Annotated in this window: 20 protein-coding genes; 10 read left to right on the forward strand and 10 right to left on the reverse strand. The window is 63.1% G+C overall.

The window, feature by feature from the left end:
- Positions 1 to 13 precede the first annotated feature (13 nt).
- The gene (locus N6L27_RS06470; protein ID WP_271906397.1) at positions 14 to 997 is read right to left on the reverse strand and encodes an NAD(P)H-quinone oxidoreductase; all 984 of its coding nucleotides are present in this window, start codon (positions 995 to 997) and stop codon (positions 14 to 16) included.
- 225 nt (positions 998 to 1222) lie between these two features.
- On the opposite strand from N6L27_RS06470, the gene N6L27_RS06475 reads away from it, so the two are divergent.
- Positions 1223 to 1639, forward strand: coding sequence for a VOC family protein (locus N6L27_RS06475; protein WP_271906398.1), 417 nt, complete (start codon positions 1223 to 1225; stop codon positions 1637 to 1639).
- A gap of 90 nt (positions 1640 to 1729) precedes the next feature.
- Here the strand turns inward: N6L27_RS06475 and N6L27_RS06480 are convergent, their stop codons facing one another.
- Entirely contained in the window at positions 1730 to 2431 is a 702-nt protein-coding gene (locus N6L27_RS06480; RefSeq protein WP_271906399.1) for a COQ9 family protein, read from the reverse strand.
- 116 nt (positions 2432 to 2547) lie between these two features.
- On the opposite strand from N6L27_RS06480, the gene rpsU reads away from it, so the two are divergent.
- Together rpsU and N6L27_RS06490 are read left to right on the forward strand one after the other, a co-directional pair.
- Positions 2548 to 2754 carry a 30S ribosomal protein S21 gene (gene rpsU, locus N6L27_RS06485; protein WP_005614280.1) on the forward strand — a complete coding sequence of 69 codons (207 nt, stop codon included), beginning with the start codon at positions 2548 to 2550 and terminating at the stop codon, positions 2752 to 2754.
- 729 nt (positions 2755 to 3483) lie between these two features.
- Positions 3484 to 4566, forward strand: a complete 1083-nt coding sequence (locus N6L27_RS06490; RefSeq protein ID WP_271906400.1) for a CAP domain-containing protein — start codon at positions 3484 to 3486, stop codon at positions 4564 to 4566.
- A gap of 63 nt (positions 4567 to 4629) precedes the next feature.
- Here N6L27_RS06490 and ppk2 read toward each other — a convergent pair whose 3' ends face one another.
- Complete coding sequence (gene ppk2, locus N6L27_RS06495; RefSeq protein WP_271906401.1) at positions 4630 to 5547, reverse strand: polyphosphate kinase 2; 918 nt, start codon at positions 5545 to 5547, stop codon at positions 4630 to 4632.
- Between the two features lie 192 nt (positions 5548 to 5739).
- Between ppk2 and N6L27_RS06500 the strand changes: the two genes are divergently transcribed.
- Positions 5740 to 6579: a CPBP family intramembrane glutamic endopeptidase gene (locus N6L27_RS06500; protein ID WP_271906402.1), complete on the forward strand. Its 840-nt coding sequence runs from the start codon at positions 5740 to 5742 to the stop codon at positions 6577 to 6579.
- Between the two features lie 69 nt (positions 6580 to 6648).
- Here N6L27_RS06500 and N6L27_RS06505 read toward each other — a convergent pair whose 3' ends face one another.
- Positions 6649 to 7107 carry an Lrp/AsnC family transcriptional regulator gene (locus tag N6L27_RS06505; protein WP_039170544.1) on the reverse strand — a complete coding sequence of 153 codons (459 nt, stop codon included), beginning with the start codon at positions 7105 to 7107 and terminating at the stop codon, positions 6649 to 6651.
- 139 nt (positions 7108 to 7246) lie between these two features.
- Here N6L27_RS06505 and ald point away from each other — a divergent pair, with 139 nt between their 5' ends.
- Positions 7247 to 8365 carry an alanine dehydrogenase gene (gene ald / locus N6L27_RS06510; protein WP_271906404.1) on the forward strand — a complete coding sequence of 373 codons (1119 nt, stop codon included), beginning with the start codon at positions 7247 to 7249 and terminating at the stop codon, positions 8363 to 8365.
- A gap of 92 nt (positions 8366 to 8457) precedes the next feature.
- Here ald and N6L27_RS06515 read toward each other — a convergent pair whose 3' ends face one another.
- Together N6L27_RS06515 and N6L27_RS06520 are read right to left on the reverse strand one after the other, a co-directional pair.
- Positions 8458 to 8649 (reverse strand): hypothetical protein, encoded by a 192-nt coding sequence (locus N6L27_RS06515; RefSeq protein WP_271906405.1) that lies wholly within the window; start codon positions 8647 to 8649, stop codon positions 8458 to 8460.
- Positions 8646 to 8900 carry a YdcH family protein gene (locus N6L27_RS06520; protein ID WP_271906407.1) on the reverse strand — a complete coding sequence of 85 codons (255 nt, stop codon included), beginning with the start codon at positions 8898 to 8900 and terminating at the stop codon, positions 8646 to 8648. Before N6L27_RS06520 ends, N6L27_RS06515 begins: the two co-directional genes overlap by 4 nt.
- Before the next feature lie 153 nt (positions 8901 to 9053).
- Between N6L27_RS06520 and N6L27_RS06525 the strand changes: the two genes are divergently transcribed.
- The 5 genes from N6L27_RS06525 (at position 9054) to N6L27_RS06545 (ending at position 13199) form a co-directional block, all read left to right on the forward strand.
- Entirely contained in the window at positions 9054 to 9977 is a 924-nt protein-coding gene (locus N6L27_RS06525; RefSeq protein WP_271906408.1) for a hydrogen peroxide-inducible genes activator, read from the forward strand.
- A gap of 86 nt (positions 9978 to 10063) precedes the next feature.
- Positions 10064 to 10660 (forward strand): LysE family translocator, encoded by a 597-nt coding sequence (locus N6L27_RS06530; RefSeq protein WP_271906409.1) that lies wholly within the window; start codon positions 10064 to 10066, stop codon positions 10658 to 10660.
- Positions 10661 to 10839: 179 nt separating this feature from the next.
- Positions 10840 to 11739, forward strand: coding sequence for a hypothetical protein (locus N6L27_RS06535; protein WP_271906410.1), 900 nt, complete (start codon positions 10840 to 10842; stop codon positions 11737 to 11739).
- A gap of 144 nt (positions 11740 to 11883) precedes the next feature.
- A complete protein-coding gene (mscL, locus tag N6L27_RS06540; RefSeq protein ID WP_271906411.1) occupies positions 11884 to 12315 on the forward strand; it encodes a large conductance mechanosensitive channel protein MscL in 432 nt (143 codons plus the stop codon).
- 77 nt (positions 12316 to 12392) lie between these two features.
- Positions 12393 to 13199: a mechanosensitive ion channel family protein gene (locus N6L27_RS06545; protein ID WP_271906413.1), complete on the forward strand. Its 807-nt coding sequence runs from the start codon at positions 12393 to 12395 to the stop codon at positions 13197 to 13199.
- A 99-nt stretch (positions 13200 to 13298) separates the two neighbouring features.
- On the opposite strand, the gene N6L27_RS06550 is transcribed toward N6L27_RS06545, so the two are convergent.
- The 4 genes from N6L27_RS06550 to N6L27_RS06565 form a co-directional block, all read right to left on the reverse strand.
- Entirely contained in the window at positions 13299 to 13835 is a 537-nt protein-coding gene (locus N6L27_RS06550) for a hypothetical protein (protein WP_271906414.1), read from the reverse strand.
- A gap of 174 nt (positions 13836 to 14009) precedes the next feature.
- The gene (locus N6L27_RS06555; protein WP_271906415.1) at positions 14010 to 14537 is read right to left on the reverse strand and encodes a GNAT family N-acetyltransferase; all 528 of its coding nucleotides are present in this window, start codon (positions 14535 to 14537) and stop codon (positions 14010 to 14012) included.
- Complete coding sequence (locus tag N6L27_RS06560) at positions 14534 to 14983, reverse strand: YtoQ family protein (RefSeq protein WP_271906416.1); 450 nt, start codon at positions 14981 to 14983, stop codon at positions 14534 to 14536. Before N6L27_RS06560 ends, N6L27_RS06555 begins: the two co-directional genes overlap by 4 nt.
- Entirely contained in the window at positions 14974 to 15636 is a 663-nt protein-coding gene (locus N6L27_RS06565; protein ID WP_271906418.1) for a phosphoribosyltransferase, read from the reverse strand. The genes N6L27_RS06560 and N6L27_RS06565 overlap by 10 nt, the downstream gene beginning before the upstream one ends.
- Positions 15637 to 15672 lie beyond the last annotated feature (36 nt).

The raw sequence follows: 15672 nt of genomic DNA on the forward strand, positions 1-15672 counted from the left end.
AGGCCTGAGGCTGTCACCCCACCTTCAGGACGATCTTGCCGATATGGCCGGAGCTTTCCATCCGGGCATGTGCCGCTGCCGCCTCCTCCAGCGCGAACTCGCTGTCCATCACCGGCGCCACCTTGCCTGCCTCCAGCAGGGGCCAGACCGCCTCGCGCAGGTCCTGGGCAATCTGCGCCTTGGCCAGGTCGCTCTGCGGGCGCAGGGTCGATCCGGTCAAGGTCAGCCGCTTGACCATCATCAGGGCAAAGTTCAGCTCCACCTTGGGGCCTTGCAGAAAAGCGATCTGCACCAGCCGGCCGTCCTCTGCCATCGCCTTGATGTTGCGCGGGATGTAATCGCCGCCGACCATGTCCAGCACCAGATCGGCTCCGCCCTCGTCCCGCAGCACCTTGACGAAATCCTCGCCGCGGTAGTTGATCGCCCGCTCAGCGCCCAGGTCCAGGCAGGCCTGGCATTTCTCATCCGACCCCGCAGTGGCAAACACCCGCGCCCCGAAGGCCCTGGCCAGCTGGATCGCGGTGGTGCCGATGCCGGAAGAACCGCCATGCACCAGGAACCGCTCCCCGGCCTTCAGCCCGCCGCGGGTGAAGACATTGGACCAGACGGTAAAGAAGGTTTCAGGCAGGCAGGCCGCCTGTTTCAGATCCATGCCCGCCGGGATTGGCAGGCAATGCGCCGCAGGGGTGGCGACATATTCCGCATAGCCGCCGCCCGGCAGCAGCGCACAAACCTGATCGCCCTGCGAAACACCAGTGACACCTGCACCCACCGCCACCACTTCACCCGAGGCTTCCAGCCCCGGCAGGTCGCTGGCGCCCTTGGGCGGTTCATAGGCGCCCGCGCGCTGCAGCGCATCGGGGCGGTTCACGCCGGCATAGGCCACCTTGATCACAACTTCGCCATGGCCCGGCTGCGGCACCGGGCGCTGCGTCAGCTGCAGCACCTCCGGCCCGCCGGGTTTGGTGATCTCCACCGCGCGCATCATCTCTGTCATCGGAATGTGTCCTCCTGATCCTTGCCCTCTGCCTAACATCCGGCAAGGTGCGCGCAAACACCAAAGGCGCCGCAGCTGGCGCGGTTTGCGGAGTGCCATGCGGGCGGCAAGGCTATACCCACTGGCCGGAAACAGGCCGCCTTCATTGAACCTGATTGCGAGTTGGCCTAGCCTCGCCCGGCAAAACCGCTGCAACAGCCTGACCTGCAAAGGACACCACCCGGCATGATAGCGTATGTAACAGTCGGCGCGGATGACATCGCGCGCGCAAAACGCTTCTATTGCGCGTTCCTGCCAGCCCTTGGCTACGAACTGGCAGAGGGGCCTGAGGGACTGAGTTACACACTGCAGGCCACGCCGGGAATGCCGTCCGCTCCCCCTGATTTCTACGTCAAACCCTCATTTGACGGGTGCCCTGCCTCGGCTGGCAACGGTTCCATGACCGCGTTTCAGGCGGCCAATCAACAGCAGGTTCGCGACCTTCACGCTGCCGCGCTTGCCGCAGGCGGTTCGGATGAAGGCCAGCCGGGCTTTCGCGCCGCTTACGGGCCGCAATTCTATGTTGGCTACTTACGTGACCCTCAAGGCAACAAGATCGCTCTGTTCTCCAGCAATCCGGACGAACCCGGCCGCGACGGATAGCACGGCCCGCATTGGCGGCCAAAGCCATGCACCGTCCCCATGAAGAGAGGAACAGCGGCTGTCTTCCGGTGAAGACAGCCTACCCAGCCCCTATCGCCGCGGATCAACCGACCCCGGCAGGTCATTGCGACCCTTCGGCGGTTTGATCTGTTCGGCCAGCCAGTTCGGCCCCACCAGCAAGGGCTTTAATAGCGGGTTCTTCTGCAGGCCGGCCTTCAACTTTTCGAAGTTCATCACATTATCAATGCGGCGGTCCAGGAAATCCCAGGTCGCCTGATGCTCCAGGCTGTCATCGCCCAGCCAGAACAGCACGGTGGCAGAATAGACCCCGGCCAGCGAGGCGCGCTTGGTGTACCAGTTCAGATCATCCGAGCCGTCGCCCAGCGTGTCCCAGATCAGGTCGCAGGTGGTCCAGATCGCCTTGACGCCGTCGCCGGCATATTGCGGCAGCGCCAGCAGCGTGGTGCCGCGGCGCACCGCTTCCTTGTCCTCGACCGCTTCCAGCCGGAACCGCACCGCCGCGGCAACCTTGTCCCGGAACCGCATGCCCGACAGGTCCTCTGCCTGCAGGCGCTCCAGCATCCGCGAATCGCCCCGGGCGTGAAACGCCAGCGCCAGGTCGACCCCGCCGCGCGGGCAGACCGCATGCGCCAGCACCTCCGGCACGTCCGCATCCTGGCAGGCGGCCCGGAACGTCACCTCTGACCAGCCGTCAAACGGCACATGATTCAGCGCCGCATCCAGCAGTTTATCCTTGATAGCGTCCGGTGCGTGATCGTGGTCTTTGGTCATCTCAGCCTCCCGCTGGCAGCGTCCTGATACCCTACTAGACAAAATATACGCGCTTTGCTATACGGCCACCTCCTGCAAATCCTTGCAACTCAACTTAGAAAGGTGGTGAAAACCACATGCAGGTTAGTGTTCGCGACAACAACGTCGATCAGGCGCTTCGTGCCCTGAAGAAAAAGCTGCAGCGTGAAGGCGTCTTCCGCGAGATGAAGCTCAAGCAACATTTCGAAAAGCCGTCCGAGAAAAAAGCGCGCGAGAAAGCTGAAGCGATCCGCCGTGCCCGTAAACTGGCACGCAAGAAAGCCCAGCGCGAAGGTCTGCTGTAAGCACACCTTGCTCTCCAGCTTTGGACAGCACTATGGCAGGTCCCCGGACCGGCCGCAAAAAGATCAGACAACCCCCGAGGCGCTGCCCGGGGGTTTGTCATTTGTGGCACCTCCTTCGGCTGATCACGCCCCGCGGCAGGCCGGTCCGCCCCTGAGATGGCACACGTAAAAATATCAAATTGGTAGCAAGTACATCTTTAGGGTGTATTTCTCTGCCACTTTCTGCTAAAAGAGACTCACGGCAGGGCAGATCAGTTGCGTTTCCCTAACCATTGCCCCGCCGGCCGGGATTGGAACACCCGGTTCTCCGAAACCCTGGGCAGGCGGCGCTACCCCCTATAACCGGCGCCGGTCTTGGTCCCTGCAAACAAGGCTCGCCGTTCAGGGTTTCCAATTTTACCGGACGCTGCCAGTTTCCCCCGGCGGCGTCCGGACTGTTTCCTGTTCTGTTTTCCGCGAACTCCTGCACACCGCTGCGCATCCCTCCCGAATCCGGCAAGACACCCGGCCGGCCGGCAGCCAGCAGAAATCAGCCGCCGCAGCCCATGCGGCCCGGCCAAGCAGGTGCAGGGCACAAACACGCAATAATCCGCGTACCCGCGCCCGTGTCCCGGGCAGAGCTTCGCCGGTAACCGCCGCCTGCGCAGGGCCGCCCTTTCAGTGCCATAAAATTTCGTTAACCGATCAGGGCACCGCCGCACAGCCGGCTCACTTACGGAGCAGTTTACGATGTCACAGGCAAGCGATCTCGAGCGGCAGATGCTCGAGCTGATCAACGCAGAGCGCACTTCGCGCGGGCTCAATCCGGTGCAGCTGGAGCTGCGCCTCAACGATTCCGCCGAGGATCACAGCGAATGGATGCTGCAGCAGGATGTATTTTCCCACACTGGCGCAGGCGGCTCCAGCGCCGGCGACCGGATGGAGGACGCGGGCTTTGTCTTCTCCGGCAGCTGGACCTGGGCGGAAAACATCGCCTGGCAAAGCGAGCGCGGCGCCCCTGGCCTGGCGGACGATGTCATCGACCTGCACAATTCCCTGATGAACAGTCCCGGCCACCGCGCCAACATACTGAACGCCAATGTCGAGGTCATCGGCATCGGCATTGAACAGGGCAACTTCAACGGCTGGGACGCGGTCATGGTGACCCAGAATTTTGCCCGCACCAGCGCACCGCTGCAGCTCGACAGCGGATCGGGCGGCGGGTCAGGCGGCGGCGCCACCGCCGGCGACGATGTACTGACCCTCTCCAGCGCCGGCTCCCTCAGCGGGCTTGCGGGTGACGATCAACTGACCGGCAGCGGCGGCAATGATGTGCTGAACGGCGGCCTCGGCCGCGACACCCTGCGCGGCGGTGGCGGCAACGACAGCCTCAACGGCGGCAACTACAAGGACACCCTGGTCGGCGGCAGCGGTAATGACACGCTGCAAGGCGGCGCAGGCCAGGACAAGCTTTATGGCGGCGGCGGAAAGGACCAGCTCCTCGGCCAGAATGGCCATGACCTGCTATGGGGCGGATACGGCACAGACACCCTGAACGGCGGCGCAGGCAATGACCGCATGGCCGGCGGCGCCCAGGGCGATCTCTTTGTCTTCAGCACCGGTGCCGATACCGTCAGCGATTTCAACCCCGACACCCAGGGCGAGCGCATAGACCTCAGCAACGCCGACGGCATCAACAGCTTCAGCGACCTCATGAGCAACCACACCAGCCAGACCGCAAACGGGCTGCTGATTACCGACAGCGACGGCGACAGCATGCTGCTGGCGGGTGTCACTGCACAGGATCTGCAATCTGGCGACTTCCTGTTCTGATATCCCCGCCGGGCAAATGGCAAGGGGGGCGCTCCGGCGCCCCTTTTTCGTGCCGGTCAGGCCTCAGTAGATCTTCGGCACATACAGCTCATCCGGCAGCACCTGGCGCTCATAGTCCGGATTGTACTTGCGGTCCGGCAGCTCCACCTTCTCGTGCTGCACTTCCTCATAGGGGATCCTGGTCAGCAGGTGCTCGATGCAGTTCAGCCGCTCGCGCTTCTTGTCGTTGCCCTCGACGATATACCAGGGCGCCTCGGGGATGTTGGTGCGCTTGAACATCGCCTCCTTGGCCTTGGTGTACTGCTCCCAGCGGATCCGGCTCTCCAGATCCATCGGCGACAGCTTCCACTGTTTCATCGGGTCGTGGATGCGCATCAGGAACCGCAGCTGCTGCTCCTCATCAGTGATCGAGAACCAGTATTTCAGCAGGATAATGCCTGAGCGGACCAGCATCCGTTCGAATTCGGGAACGTCCTGAAAGAACTGCTCGACCTGGTCCTCGCTGGCAAAGCCCATAACCCGCTCAACCCCTGCCCGGTTGTACCACGAGCGGTCGAACAGCACGATCTCGCCGCCTGCGGGCAGATGCGGCACATAGCGCTGGAAATACCACTGGCTCTGCTCGCGGCGGTTCGGCGCCGGCAGCGCCACCACCCGTGCCACCCGCGGGTCCAGCCGCTGGGTGATCCGCTTGATCACCCCGCCCTTGCCGGCACTGTCGCGGCCTTCCATCAGAATGCAGACCTTGGCGCCGGTGTGCTGCACCCAGTCCTGCACCTTGATCAGCTCCGCCTGCAGCCGCAGGAGGTTTCGGAAATAGACCTGCCGGTCGAGCATCTCAGGGTGCTGCTCGCGGTAGACCTTGCGGATCTCCATCGACAGCATCGGCTCCGAGAACTCGATCTCGATGTCCTCGTCCAGCGTGTCCTGCAGCTCCGCTTCCAGCCATTCGAGGGAGGCGGTTTCAAATTCGCGGGTCACGGGCGGGTTCCTTCCTTGTGAAGTGCGCAAAGCCTGCGTTTTAGCGGTGCCATGTGACGGCTTGATGTCACCCGCCCGACTGCAGCTTCCCTCAAGGCAAGCGGAAATCCCGGACGGGTTCAAGCGCAAAAGCCGCGGAACCGCTGCATAACCGGCTGGAAAACTCCCGGATGAGCGGATTATGTGCAGACCATGAGCTTTATTCTATCCACCCTGCCGCAAACCTGGCCCTGGCTGCTCCTGATGGCGGCGCTGGCTGCCGGCTGGAGCGGGCATCGCGGGCCGGCCTTTGCCCTGCTTGCCGCCTTCGGAGGCGCGGCCTGGGCGCTTGGGCATCTGGAACCGCTGGGTTTGGCGGTGCTCTCTGCCGGCCTGCTGCTTGCCGCCCTCCTCCCCCGCACCCGCGGTCCTGCCGGATTGGCCGGGCATGCGGTGCTGGTGCTGTGGTCGCTGGCGCTTGGCGCCCATCTGCTGCCGGGGGTGCAGAATCTGCTGATCCTGAACCAGGTGCAAGCCGGCCCCGGCAGCGCGCCGTATTCCCTGCACCTGAACCTCGACAAGCCACTGGTGTTTTTCGCTCTGCTGCTGGCCTGGCCTGCCCTGCTGCAGCGCAAGGATCCGGCAGGAAGGCGCGCTTTGGTCTTTGGCCTTGCCATCCTCGCCGCCCTGCTGCCGCTGGCCTTCCTGACCGGCGCGCTGGAGCTTGAGCCATCGCTGCCGGACTGGACGCTCTTGTGGATGGGGTCGAACCTGCTGCTCACCTGCCTGGCAGAGGAAGCCTTCTTCCGCGGCTACCTGCAGCACGGCCTCAGCCGCCGTTTCGGGCCTGCTGCGGGCATCGCTGCCGCCAGCCTGCTGTTCGGCCTTGCCCATATCGGCGCCGGTACCGCGGTGGCTGCATTTGCGGCGCTCTTGGGGCTCGCCTGCGGCCTGGGCTATTGGGGATCGGGCCGGTTCCGCGTGCCGGTGCTGATGCACTTTGCCTTCAACCTCACCCACCTCTTGCTGTTCACCTACCCCGGCCCGGCCTGAAAAGGCGCGGCACCGGTGCACAGGGGGTGTACAGGGGGTGCACACATGTCACCCCGCCGGAATCCTGCTTCAGACCGGCAGCGCCGTGGTCTTGAATACCGTGCGCAGGGCAAAGCTCGACTGCATCTGCGCCACCCCCGGCAGCCGCGCCAGATGCTGCCGGTGGATGCGGGCGAAATCCTCGGTGTTCTCCGCCACCACCTTGAGGATGTAATCCGCGGTGCCCGCCATCAGGTGGCATTCCAGCACGTCCGGAATCCGCGACACCGCTTTCTCAAACGCGTCCAGAACTTCGTCCGCCTGGCCGGACAGGGTGATCTCCACAAACACCGTCGACGGCACGTTCATCTTGCGCGCATCCAAAAGGGCGACATATTCGCGGATATAGCCCTCCGCCTCCAGCCGCTGCACCCGCCGGTGACAGGCCGAAGCGGACAGGTTCACACGCTCCGACAGATCGGCGTTGGAGATGCGCCCCTGCTTTTGCAGCACCGAGAGAATGCGACGATCTGTTTCGTCTAGCGACATTTTGCGAAGATCCTTGCTGTATTCTGCCATTATACGCGAAGAATCTTCGAAAGGCATGTTTTTATTCTGCCCAAATAAGCAGCACATTCCGGGCCGCCTGCGGCAATATGCCCGCAGAGAGTTTTGAGGAGATACTCACATGAAAATCGGCTGCCCCACCGAAATCAAACCGCAGGAATTCCGCGTCGGCATGACCCCGGACGCCGCCCGCGAAGCCGTCCTGCGCGGCCATGAGGTTGTCATCCAGCAAGGCGCCGGCATGGGCGCAGGCTTCGCCGACGAAGACTATGTTGCCGCCGGTGCCGTGATCCTGGACACCGCTGAGGAAATCTTTGCCACCGCCGACATGATCGTCAAGGTGAAGGAACCCCAAGCGGTTGAGCGCAAGATGCTGCGCGAGAACCAGCTGCTGTTCACCTACCTGCACCTGGCACCCGATCCGGCACAGACTCACGACCTGCTGGAAAGCGGTTGTACTGCAATCGCTTACGAGACCGTGACCGACGACCGCGGCGGCCTGCCCCTGCTGGCGCCGATGTCCGAAGTGGCCGGCCGCCTGGCCCCCCAGGTTGGCGCCTATACCCTGCAGAAGGCCAACGGCGGCCGCGGCGTGCTGATGGGCGGCGTCCCGGGTGTGGCTCCGGCCAAGGTCGTCGTGATCGGCGGCGGCGTTGTTGGCACCCACGCGGCCAAGGTTGCGGCTGGCATGGGCGCGGATGTCACCATCCTCGACCGCTCGCTGACCCGCTTGAAGTACCTGGACGACGTCTTCGGCCGCTCCTTCAAGAACCAGTACTCCACTGCCGGCGCCACCGCTGAACTGGTGCGCGAAGCCGACATGGTGATCGGTGCGGTTCTGGTTCCCGGTGCAGCAGCGCCTAAACTGGTGTCCCGCGCACAGCTCTCTGAGATGAAGCCGGGCGCAGTTCTTGTCGACGTCGCCATCGATCAGGGCGGCTGCTTCGAGACCTCCAAGGCAACCACCCACGCCGACCCGATCTATGAAGTCGACGGCATCATGCACTACTGCGTGGCCAACATGCCGGGCGCCGTGGCGCGCACATCGACCCAGGCTCTGGGCAACGCGACCCTGCCGTTCATGCTGAACCTGGCCAACAAGGGCTGGCGCCAGGCCTGCGCCGACGACCGTCACCTGCTGAACGGCCTGAACGTGCACGCGGGCAAACTGACCTATGCCGCCGTGGGCGATGCCCTGGGCCTGGATTGCATTTCTCCGGAAGAGGCGCTGAAGCAGTAATCCACTGCCTGTTTGAAACACTGAAGCCCCGCCGGACGGCGGGGCTTCTTCGTTTTTACCCTGTTGGACCTGGCCACCTCGCTTTTCAGCCTTCAGATGCTGCCTGAGCCGAACTCGGCAACCAGAACTGCACGGCGGCGTTTTTTGACGCGAACATGCGGGCTGCCGCCATCGGGTCCATCATCGTCATCCTCGCCATCGAGAATTGCGGCCCGCATATCGTCGATATCAGAACTGTGCAGAAACCGCCTGACCGGGTGAAGCAGATTGCAATGCAGGATCATGCCGGCTCTCCTGAGGCAGAATGCTGCGGCGACAGCCGCGACAGCCCGTGCGCCTTCAGCGTCGCCATACAGCGCGTCATCTCATCCTTGATTTGCAGACGCCGCAGTTTCAGCCCGCGCAGGATCAGGCTGCACGGCGCGGGACGTTTCAGCTCCGACGCAATCTTCGCTTTCACGTCCTGATGCTTCACACGCAGCTGCGCCAGCCGCACTTGCAGCGAAAACGCTTTTACCCGGGGACTGTCTTTCATGGTTTGCCTCCATTTCTGATGCCTTGGGCTGTGTGCATTGCTGATGCATCCCTGGCCCGCTTTTTCAGATAGGCAGGCATTGTACCCGCAGGAAGCCAATCTTATTTGAAAGTAAGATAGGTTTTTCCTATCCATTTACGCAGCGAGGATCCTTTGTCCGCCATTACCTTGCGCCAGCTCCGCTACTTCAGCGTGCTCAGCAAATCGCTGCAGTACCGCAATGCGGCCCGCCAGCTGGGTATCAGCCAGCCCTCTCTCAGCCTGCAAATAAACGCGCTGGAGGAGGCACTTGGCACCCGCCTGGCAGAAAGGCGGCGCAGCGGCCTGATTCTGACACCCGAAGGGCGCGAGGTTGCCGCACAGGCTGAAAAGATCCTGCAGGACGTTGAAAAGCTCCAGCAGATCGGCGGCCCGTCTGAAGACGAGCTGGCAGGCACACTGCGGCTCGGGTCCTCGCCAACGATCGGCCCCTATCTGCTGCCCCGGGTGCTCCGGCAACTGCACAGGGCCTATCCGGAGCTGAAACTGGTCATCCGGGACGGCACGCCGCGCGACATGATCGAGGATCTTCTGGCGGGAAAGCATGACCTGGTTCTGACCCAGCTGCCCATCGCCCGCGACGACATCAGCCACACGTTCCTGTTCCGGGAGCCGCTGCACCTGGCCGTGCCCCGGGAGCATCCGCTGGCGGGACGGGATTATGTCAGAAAAGCGGATCTGTCGGGTGAAAGCCTGCTTAGCCTGAATGCATCCTACATGCTCAGCCGCCAGGTGTCCGATCTCTGCGCCGCGTCTGGCGCCCGCCTGCGCGACGATTTCGAAGGCACCAGCCTGGACGCGCTGCGCCAGATGGTATCGCTGGGGATGGGCATGACCCTTCTGCCCGCGCTTTACGCCGGATCCGAGGTCAAACCCGGTGAGGGAGATGTTGCTATTACTCAGATGAAGCCTGGGCTTTACCGGCAGGCCGGACTGGCGTGGCGGCGGTCCAGCGGCACGCCGGCCAGCTTTCTAAAACTGGCAGATTTCATCCGCGATGTCGCAGCAAGGGAGTTTGCCGGCAAGGTCCATCTGTAACCGCGGCGTGCCGGTCTTTGCGCAAGATCCGGATCGACCGGACCAGCGGATTTGGCGTTTCTGGAACCCCGCCAAGAGGTTTCAATATGCTCCAGACCACCGCTGCCTTGATCGTGTTCCTGTTCCCGCTCGCCTACAGTCCCGGACCCGGCAACCTGTTCTTTGCCGCCAATGCCGCGCGGTTCGGCTTTGCTGCCACAGTGCCGGCCAATGCGGGGTACCATTTGGCGACCTGGATCGTGACCGCGGCAATCGGGCTTGGCTTCGTCACCGCAATCGAACAGGTCCCGCAGCTGTTTGCAGTGCTCAAGACAGCAGGCGCCCTTTACGTTCTGCGGCTTGCCTGGAAACTGTTCCGGGCCGGCGCGCTGGAAGGCGCGCAGCAGGCCCGGGCGGCCAGCTTCACGGACGGTGCGGTGCTTTTGGCGCTGAACCCCAAGGCCTATGTGATCATTGCACTGATGTTTTCGCAATTCCTGGCCCTGGAAGAAGCTGGCCGCCTGCGTCCTGTGCTGCTGATTGCGACCGTCTTCACCCTCAATAACCTTCTGGCCTTCTCAGTCTGGGCGCTGGCCGGCGGCAGCATTGCCAAGCTGTTCCAGACACCAGGCAGCGCCCGCAGGCTGAACACGCTGTTTGGGGCCGTGCTGGCCGCGGTCGCGGTTTGGATGCTGCTGTCCTGAGGCTTGCGGCACACGGCCCGCCGTTCTCCTGACGGAGACAATCAGTCCGGTTTGTTCCCGCGCAGATGGTTTTTGCCCGCCGCCAATTTTGTTAAAAATAAGGCAAATTTGTGGATTTGCGGGATGCCCGGACAGCAGCGGCCGGCAGGGCAGACCTGTGCAGCCCTTTCCGGTCACGAGTGAAAGCCCTTCTTATGCCAGACAGTTCCAAGATCTTTACCTATGCCGTGGACGGCCTTGCCTATACCGTCACCGTCTACGAGGAAAACGGCGCGTTTTTTGCCGACATCACCGTCGAAGAAGGCGCCATGGATGTGAACGCCGTCTATTTCGGCGATGATGACTTCTCCGGCTCCAGCGAAACCCTGAGCGGGCCGCTGAACATGAACGGCACCCGGCTGGACGGCGAAAAGGTGCAGTGGGACGAGGCCACGGAGCTGAGCGACCCGGGCCTGGGACCGGAAGGCGAGGACAAGGAAACCTACCTGCAGACCGGCGACACAATGACGGTCGCGCTGGATATCGAAAGCCTCGACGAAATCGACGTTTTCGGGATCCGCGCCACGTCCACCACCACGGACGCCGGCTCCATCAAGGGGGTCAGCGATGACCCTGAGGGACCGGAAGAACCGGAAGAGCCTGTCTATGAGAAGCTCTTCTTCGGCGAAGTTTTCTCCGAGACGGGCGACCCGCTTGGCGGCACTTTCATTCTGGCCGAAGAACCGGACCCGAACCCTTACAGCATTCCCGCCCTGCCCGAAGGCACCGAGCCGACCTTTGACAATTACCTGTCCTATTTCCTGTCGGATGATATCGGCGGCGATCTGTCTGCCGTGCAATCCGTGGTGTTTTACGGCAGCGGTGAAGACGGCGCGCAGGAAGAACTGTTCCGCATCAACGCCCCTGATGGCGGCTATCAAAGCCCGGATGAACTGCTGGCTGCCTATGACGATGCGCTTGATGGTGCCGGCGATCTGTCCGGCATGGACCTGATGGCCGCGCTGAGCCTGGACGATCAGGCCGGCGCGGTACCGGAGGCAGAGGACGACCTGGACACGGATGGTATTGAATTGGTGTGAGCTGACCTTGGGCGGCCCGGGGCCGCCCGTGGTGCCGCCCTGCGGTTGAGGCGCTGCCCGCCGGATATTCCCCGTTTACAGCATGAAAAGCCGCTCCTAGCCTGTAGCACATAAAAACGCGACAGGGATGGAAAGGAAACGGACATGCTGGACGAATTCAAGGCCTTCATCGCCAAAGGCAATGTGATGGATATGGCGGTGGGTATTATTATCGGTGCCGCCTTCACCGCAATCGTGAAATCCATGGTCGATGATCTGATCAACCCGATCATCGGGCTGTTCACCGGCGGAGTGGATTTCACCAACAATTTCGTGGTTCTGGGCGGTGATGGCGCCAGCTACGGCTCGCTGGAAGCCGCGCGCGAGGCCGGCGCCTCGGTTTTTGCCTATGGTTCCTTCCTGATGGCGGTGATCAATTTCCTGATCATCGCCTGGGTGGTGTTCCTGCTGGTCAAATCCGTGAACCGCGCCCGTGACGCGATGGAACGGCAGGAGGACACCCCGGCAGAGGAGGCGCCCGCAGGCCCAACGGAGCTTGACGTACTGCTGGAAATCCGCGACTCGCTAAAAAAATAACGCCGGGACACCGGCACCAAGGAATTGCAGAGGGGCGGGTTTCCGCTCCTCTGCGCGTTTGAAAGGGATAACCGCAAATGGAACATTTGATCGAACAGGCCGGCGCGCTGTGGCCGCTTGCCGTGGCAGGCTTCAAGGCGCTGGTGGTGCTGATCCTGGGCTGGATTGCCACCGGCTGGATCAGCGGTGCGGTGCGCAACCGTATCAACAAGACTCCGCAGATTGACCCGACACTGGGGAATTTCGCCGCCAGCATGATCCGCTGGGTGCTGCTGGCGGTGGTGCTGGTTGCAATTCTCGGCATTTTCGGCATTCAGGCCACCAGCCTGGTGGCGATGCTGGGCGCTGCCACTCTTGCGATCGGCCTGGCGCTGCAGGGCACGCTCAGCGATCTGGCTGCAGGCTTCATGCTGATCCTGTTCCGCCCCTACAAGATCGGCCAGTATGTCGACATCGGCGGCACCGCCGGCACGGTGAAGGACGTGAACCTGTTCGTGACCGAGCTGGCAACGCCTGACAATGTGCAGATCATCGTTCCCAACGGCCAGGCCTGGGGCTCGGTGATCACCAACTTCTCGCATCATGCCACCCGCCGCGTCGACATGGTGTTCGGCATCGACTACAGCGACAGCGCCGATGCCGCCAAGGCAATTATCCTGGCAGAGGCGAATGCGGATGCGCGGGTGCTGCAAGATCCGGAGCCCTGGGTACGGGTCACCAACCTGGGTGACAGCTCTGTCGATCTGACCGCGCGGGTCTGGTGCAAGGCGGAGGATTACTGGGAAGTGAAATTTGCCCTCACCCAAGGCGTGAAAGAGGCCTTTGACGCCAAGGGCATTTCCATACCCTATCCGCATTCGGTGGAAATCAAGAAGGCAGGCTGAGGCTCTCCCGCCCGTCTTTGGCCCCCGCCGGGGCCGCATCCCGTTGGGCGTGGCGCCCCGCCTTTGGCGGGGCGTTTGCACGCCGCGGGTCCCGGATGCCTATTGCTGCCGCGCGCCCTGCATGGCCCGCAGGGCTGCATTCCGGGCTCTTGCCGCCCGGGCGCGCTCCTGCACTCTGTTTTCAGGTTTGGCCGGCGGCCAGCCCGCCAGTACGGTGACGCCTTCCTCATCCGCGAACGCCCACTGCGCCGCAATCAGCTGGTAATTCTTGACCTCCCAGCCGGAGGGGTCTGGCTGAAACCGGAACCGCCAGGTGCCGCGGACCTTCACCGGCAGCCTCAGCTGACGGATGCTGTTCATTGCCTGGTGGCCGTTCATGGCTGCCCGCACACCCGCAGCCCGCAGCTTTTTCATGCGCACAACAAGGTTGCCTGCGTCCCGGAGCCGCCGGCCGGCAAACACCACCTCGATCTCTGCATCCGGCTGCACAATCCCCTTGACCACGAGATCACCGCGGTTGTTGCGGCTGAATACCGGCACCAGCTCCACTACCACGTCACGCACTTCGCGCTTGAACAGGCCCGCATCCTCGATCAGCGGGGTGACTTGCACTGGAGGGCGGCGGCGGTTGGTCATTCGGCAGTCCCAAACACCGCCCTCCGGAAAGCGCGGTGCCTATGTTGTAGTTCCTAGTCGCCCTGAACCTAGACCAGGGGCGTTAAAGAAGCGTTGCTTGGCGTTGCGGACAACAGATGGATGAGCCTCTGGAAACGCAGGCCAAAACATTGAAATAATGGAATGTTTGCAGCTTTACCGGCTGACGGAACGCTTCATGACCAGCGTCGGGCTGCCCCTGTACAGCGCCTCGCCTGCGGGCGCATAACCCAGCTTGAGCGCCACCCTGTGCGATACCTTATGGGCAGGGTCGAAGATGCAGGCCGTTTCCGTCCAATCCGTCATCTCCTCCGCCCACTGGTGGATCCGGCCAACGGCCTCGGTCGCGATCCCCTGCCCATGCACCTCCGGTGCCAGCACCCAGCCCGCTTCCGGCACGCCCGCCAGCGGCGGCTCCATGCTGCGCTGGTAGTCGGCAAAGCCCACCTCGCCAATGAACCGGCCGCTCTCGCGCAGTGTCACCGCCCAATAGCCATACCCCATCGCCTGCCAATGGCCGATGTAGCGCAGCAGCCGGGCCCAGCTTTCCTCTGGTGCAGACGGCGTGCCGGAGATGAAACGCACCACCTCCGGCTCAGCCCAAAGCGCTGCCACGGCCTCGAAGTCCTGCACCCGGTGCGGGCGCAGGATCAGCCGCTGGGTCTCCAGCATGGGCGGTGTCATGCAGGCAGCTTGCCGGTCAGCACATAGGTGAGGATTTCGACCACCTGGCGCGGCTCCTCCGCCACCGCCAGCGCGGCGGCGTGAACCTCTTTCAGCGCGTGCTGATGCTCCGGCGGGCTGAGCACGATGATCGACTTGCCCAGCGCCGCAGCATAGCCCGCGTCAAAGGCCGCATTCCACTGCTTGTACTTGTCGCCGAAGCGCACCACCACAACATCGGCGTCCGCAATTCCCTTGCGCGTGCGGATCGCATTGACCATCGCGCCCTTGTGGTCATGCCAGTACTTGTTGTCCTCAGGCCCCAGCACCGCCACGCCGCAATCATCGCTGGCGCCGTGATCCGTCACCGGTGCGCTGAAGCTCACTTCCAGCCCCTTTGCGCCCTCAACGATCTGTTCCCGCCAGTCGGTGTGAATCTCGCCCGAGAGATAAACATTCAATGCCACGTCTTGTCCTTTCCTGCGCCAGCGCCCGGGGCCGCGGCCAGGGCGGCCATGACCTCGTCATCGCTGGTTTGCGTAAAATCCCTGTAATGCGCGCCGACCGCCCAGAACTCCCTGGGGCTCAGCAAACAGACCAGAGTATCCACCAAGGGGCGCAGTTCGTCCACCGCTTCCGGCGGCGCAACAGGAACCGCCAGAACCACTTCCGCAGGTTTGCGCTCCTTGAGCCAGAAATGCGCTGCCAGGAATGTGGCGCCGGTCGCAATTCCGTCATCCACCACGATTACAGAGCGTCCCTTCAGATCTACCGGGTCGCGCCCTTGCAGATAGCGGGCACGGCGGGCGGCGTTCTCTTCCCGCGCCTGAGCAGCCTGAGCCGCGAAGTCCTCCGGTTTCATGCCAGCGGCCTGCAGCAAGGCACCGTTGAAAATGGGATTGCCGCCTTCGGCCAGGGCCCCTGCGGCCAGCTCCGGGTTGGAGGGCATGCCGATCTTGCGGATCAGGATCAGATCCAGCGGCGCCTGCAGTTTCTGCGCGACGGGCAGCGCCACGGGAACCCCGCCCCGCGGCAGCGCCAGCACCACGGGGTTCGTCATCGGCAGTTCAGCCAGTTCTTCGGCCAGCTGAAGTCCGGCAGACATCCGGTCTTCAAACATCTCAGCCTCCACCCCGATACCTAGCGCGTAAGCTGC

The organism is Leisingera sp. SS27 (assembly GCF_028368855.1).
Lineage (GTDB): Bacteria > Pseudomonadota > Alphaproteobacteria > Rhodobacterales > Rhodobacteraceae > Leisingera.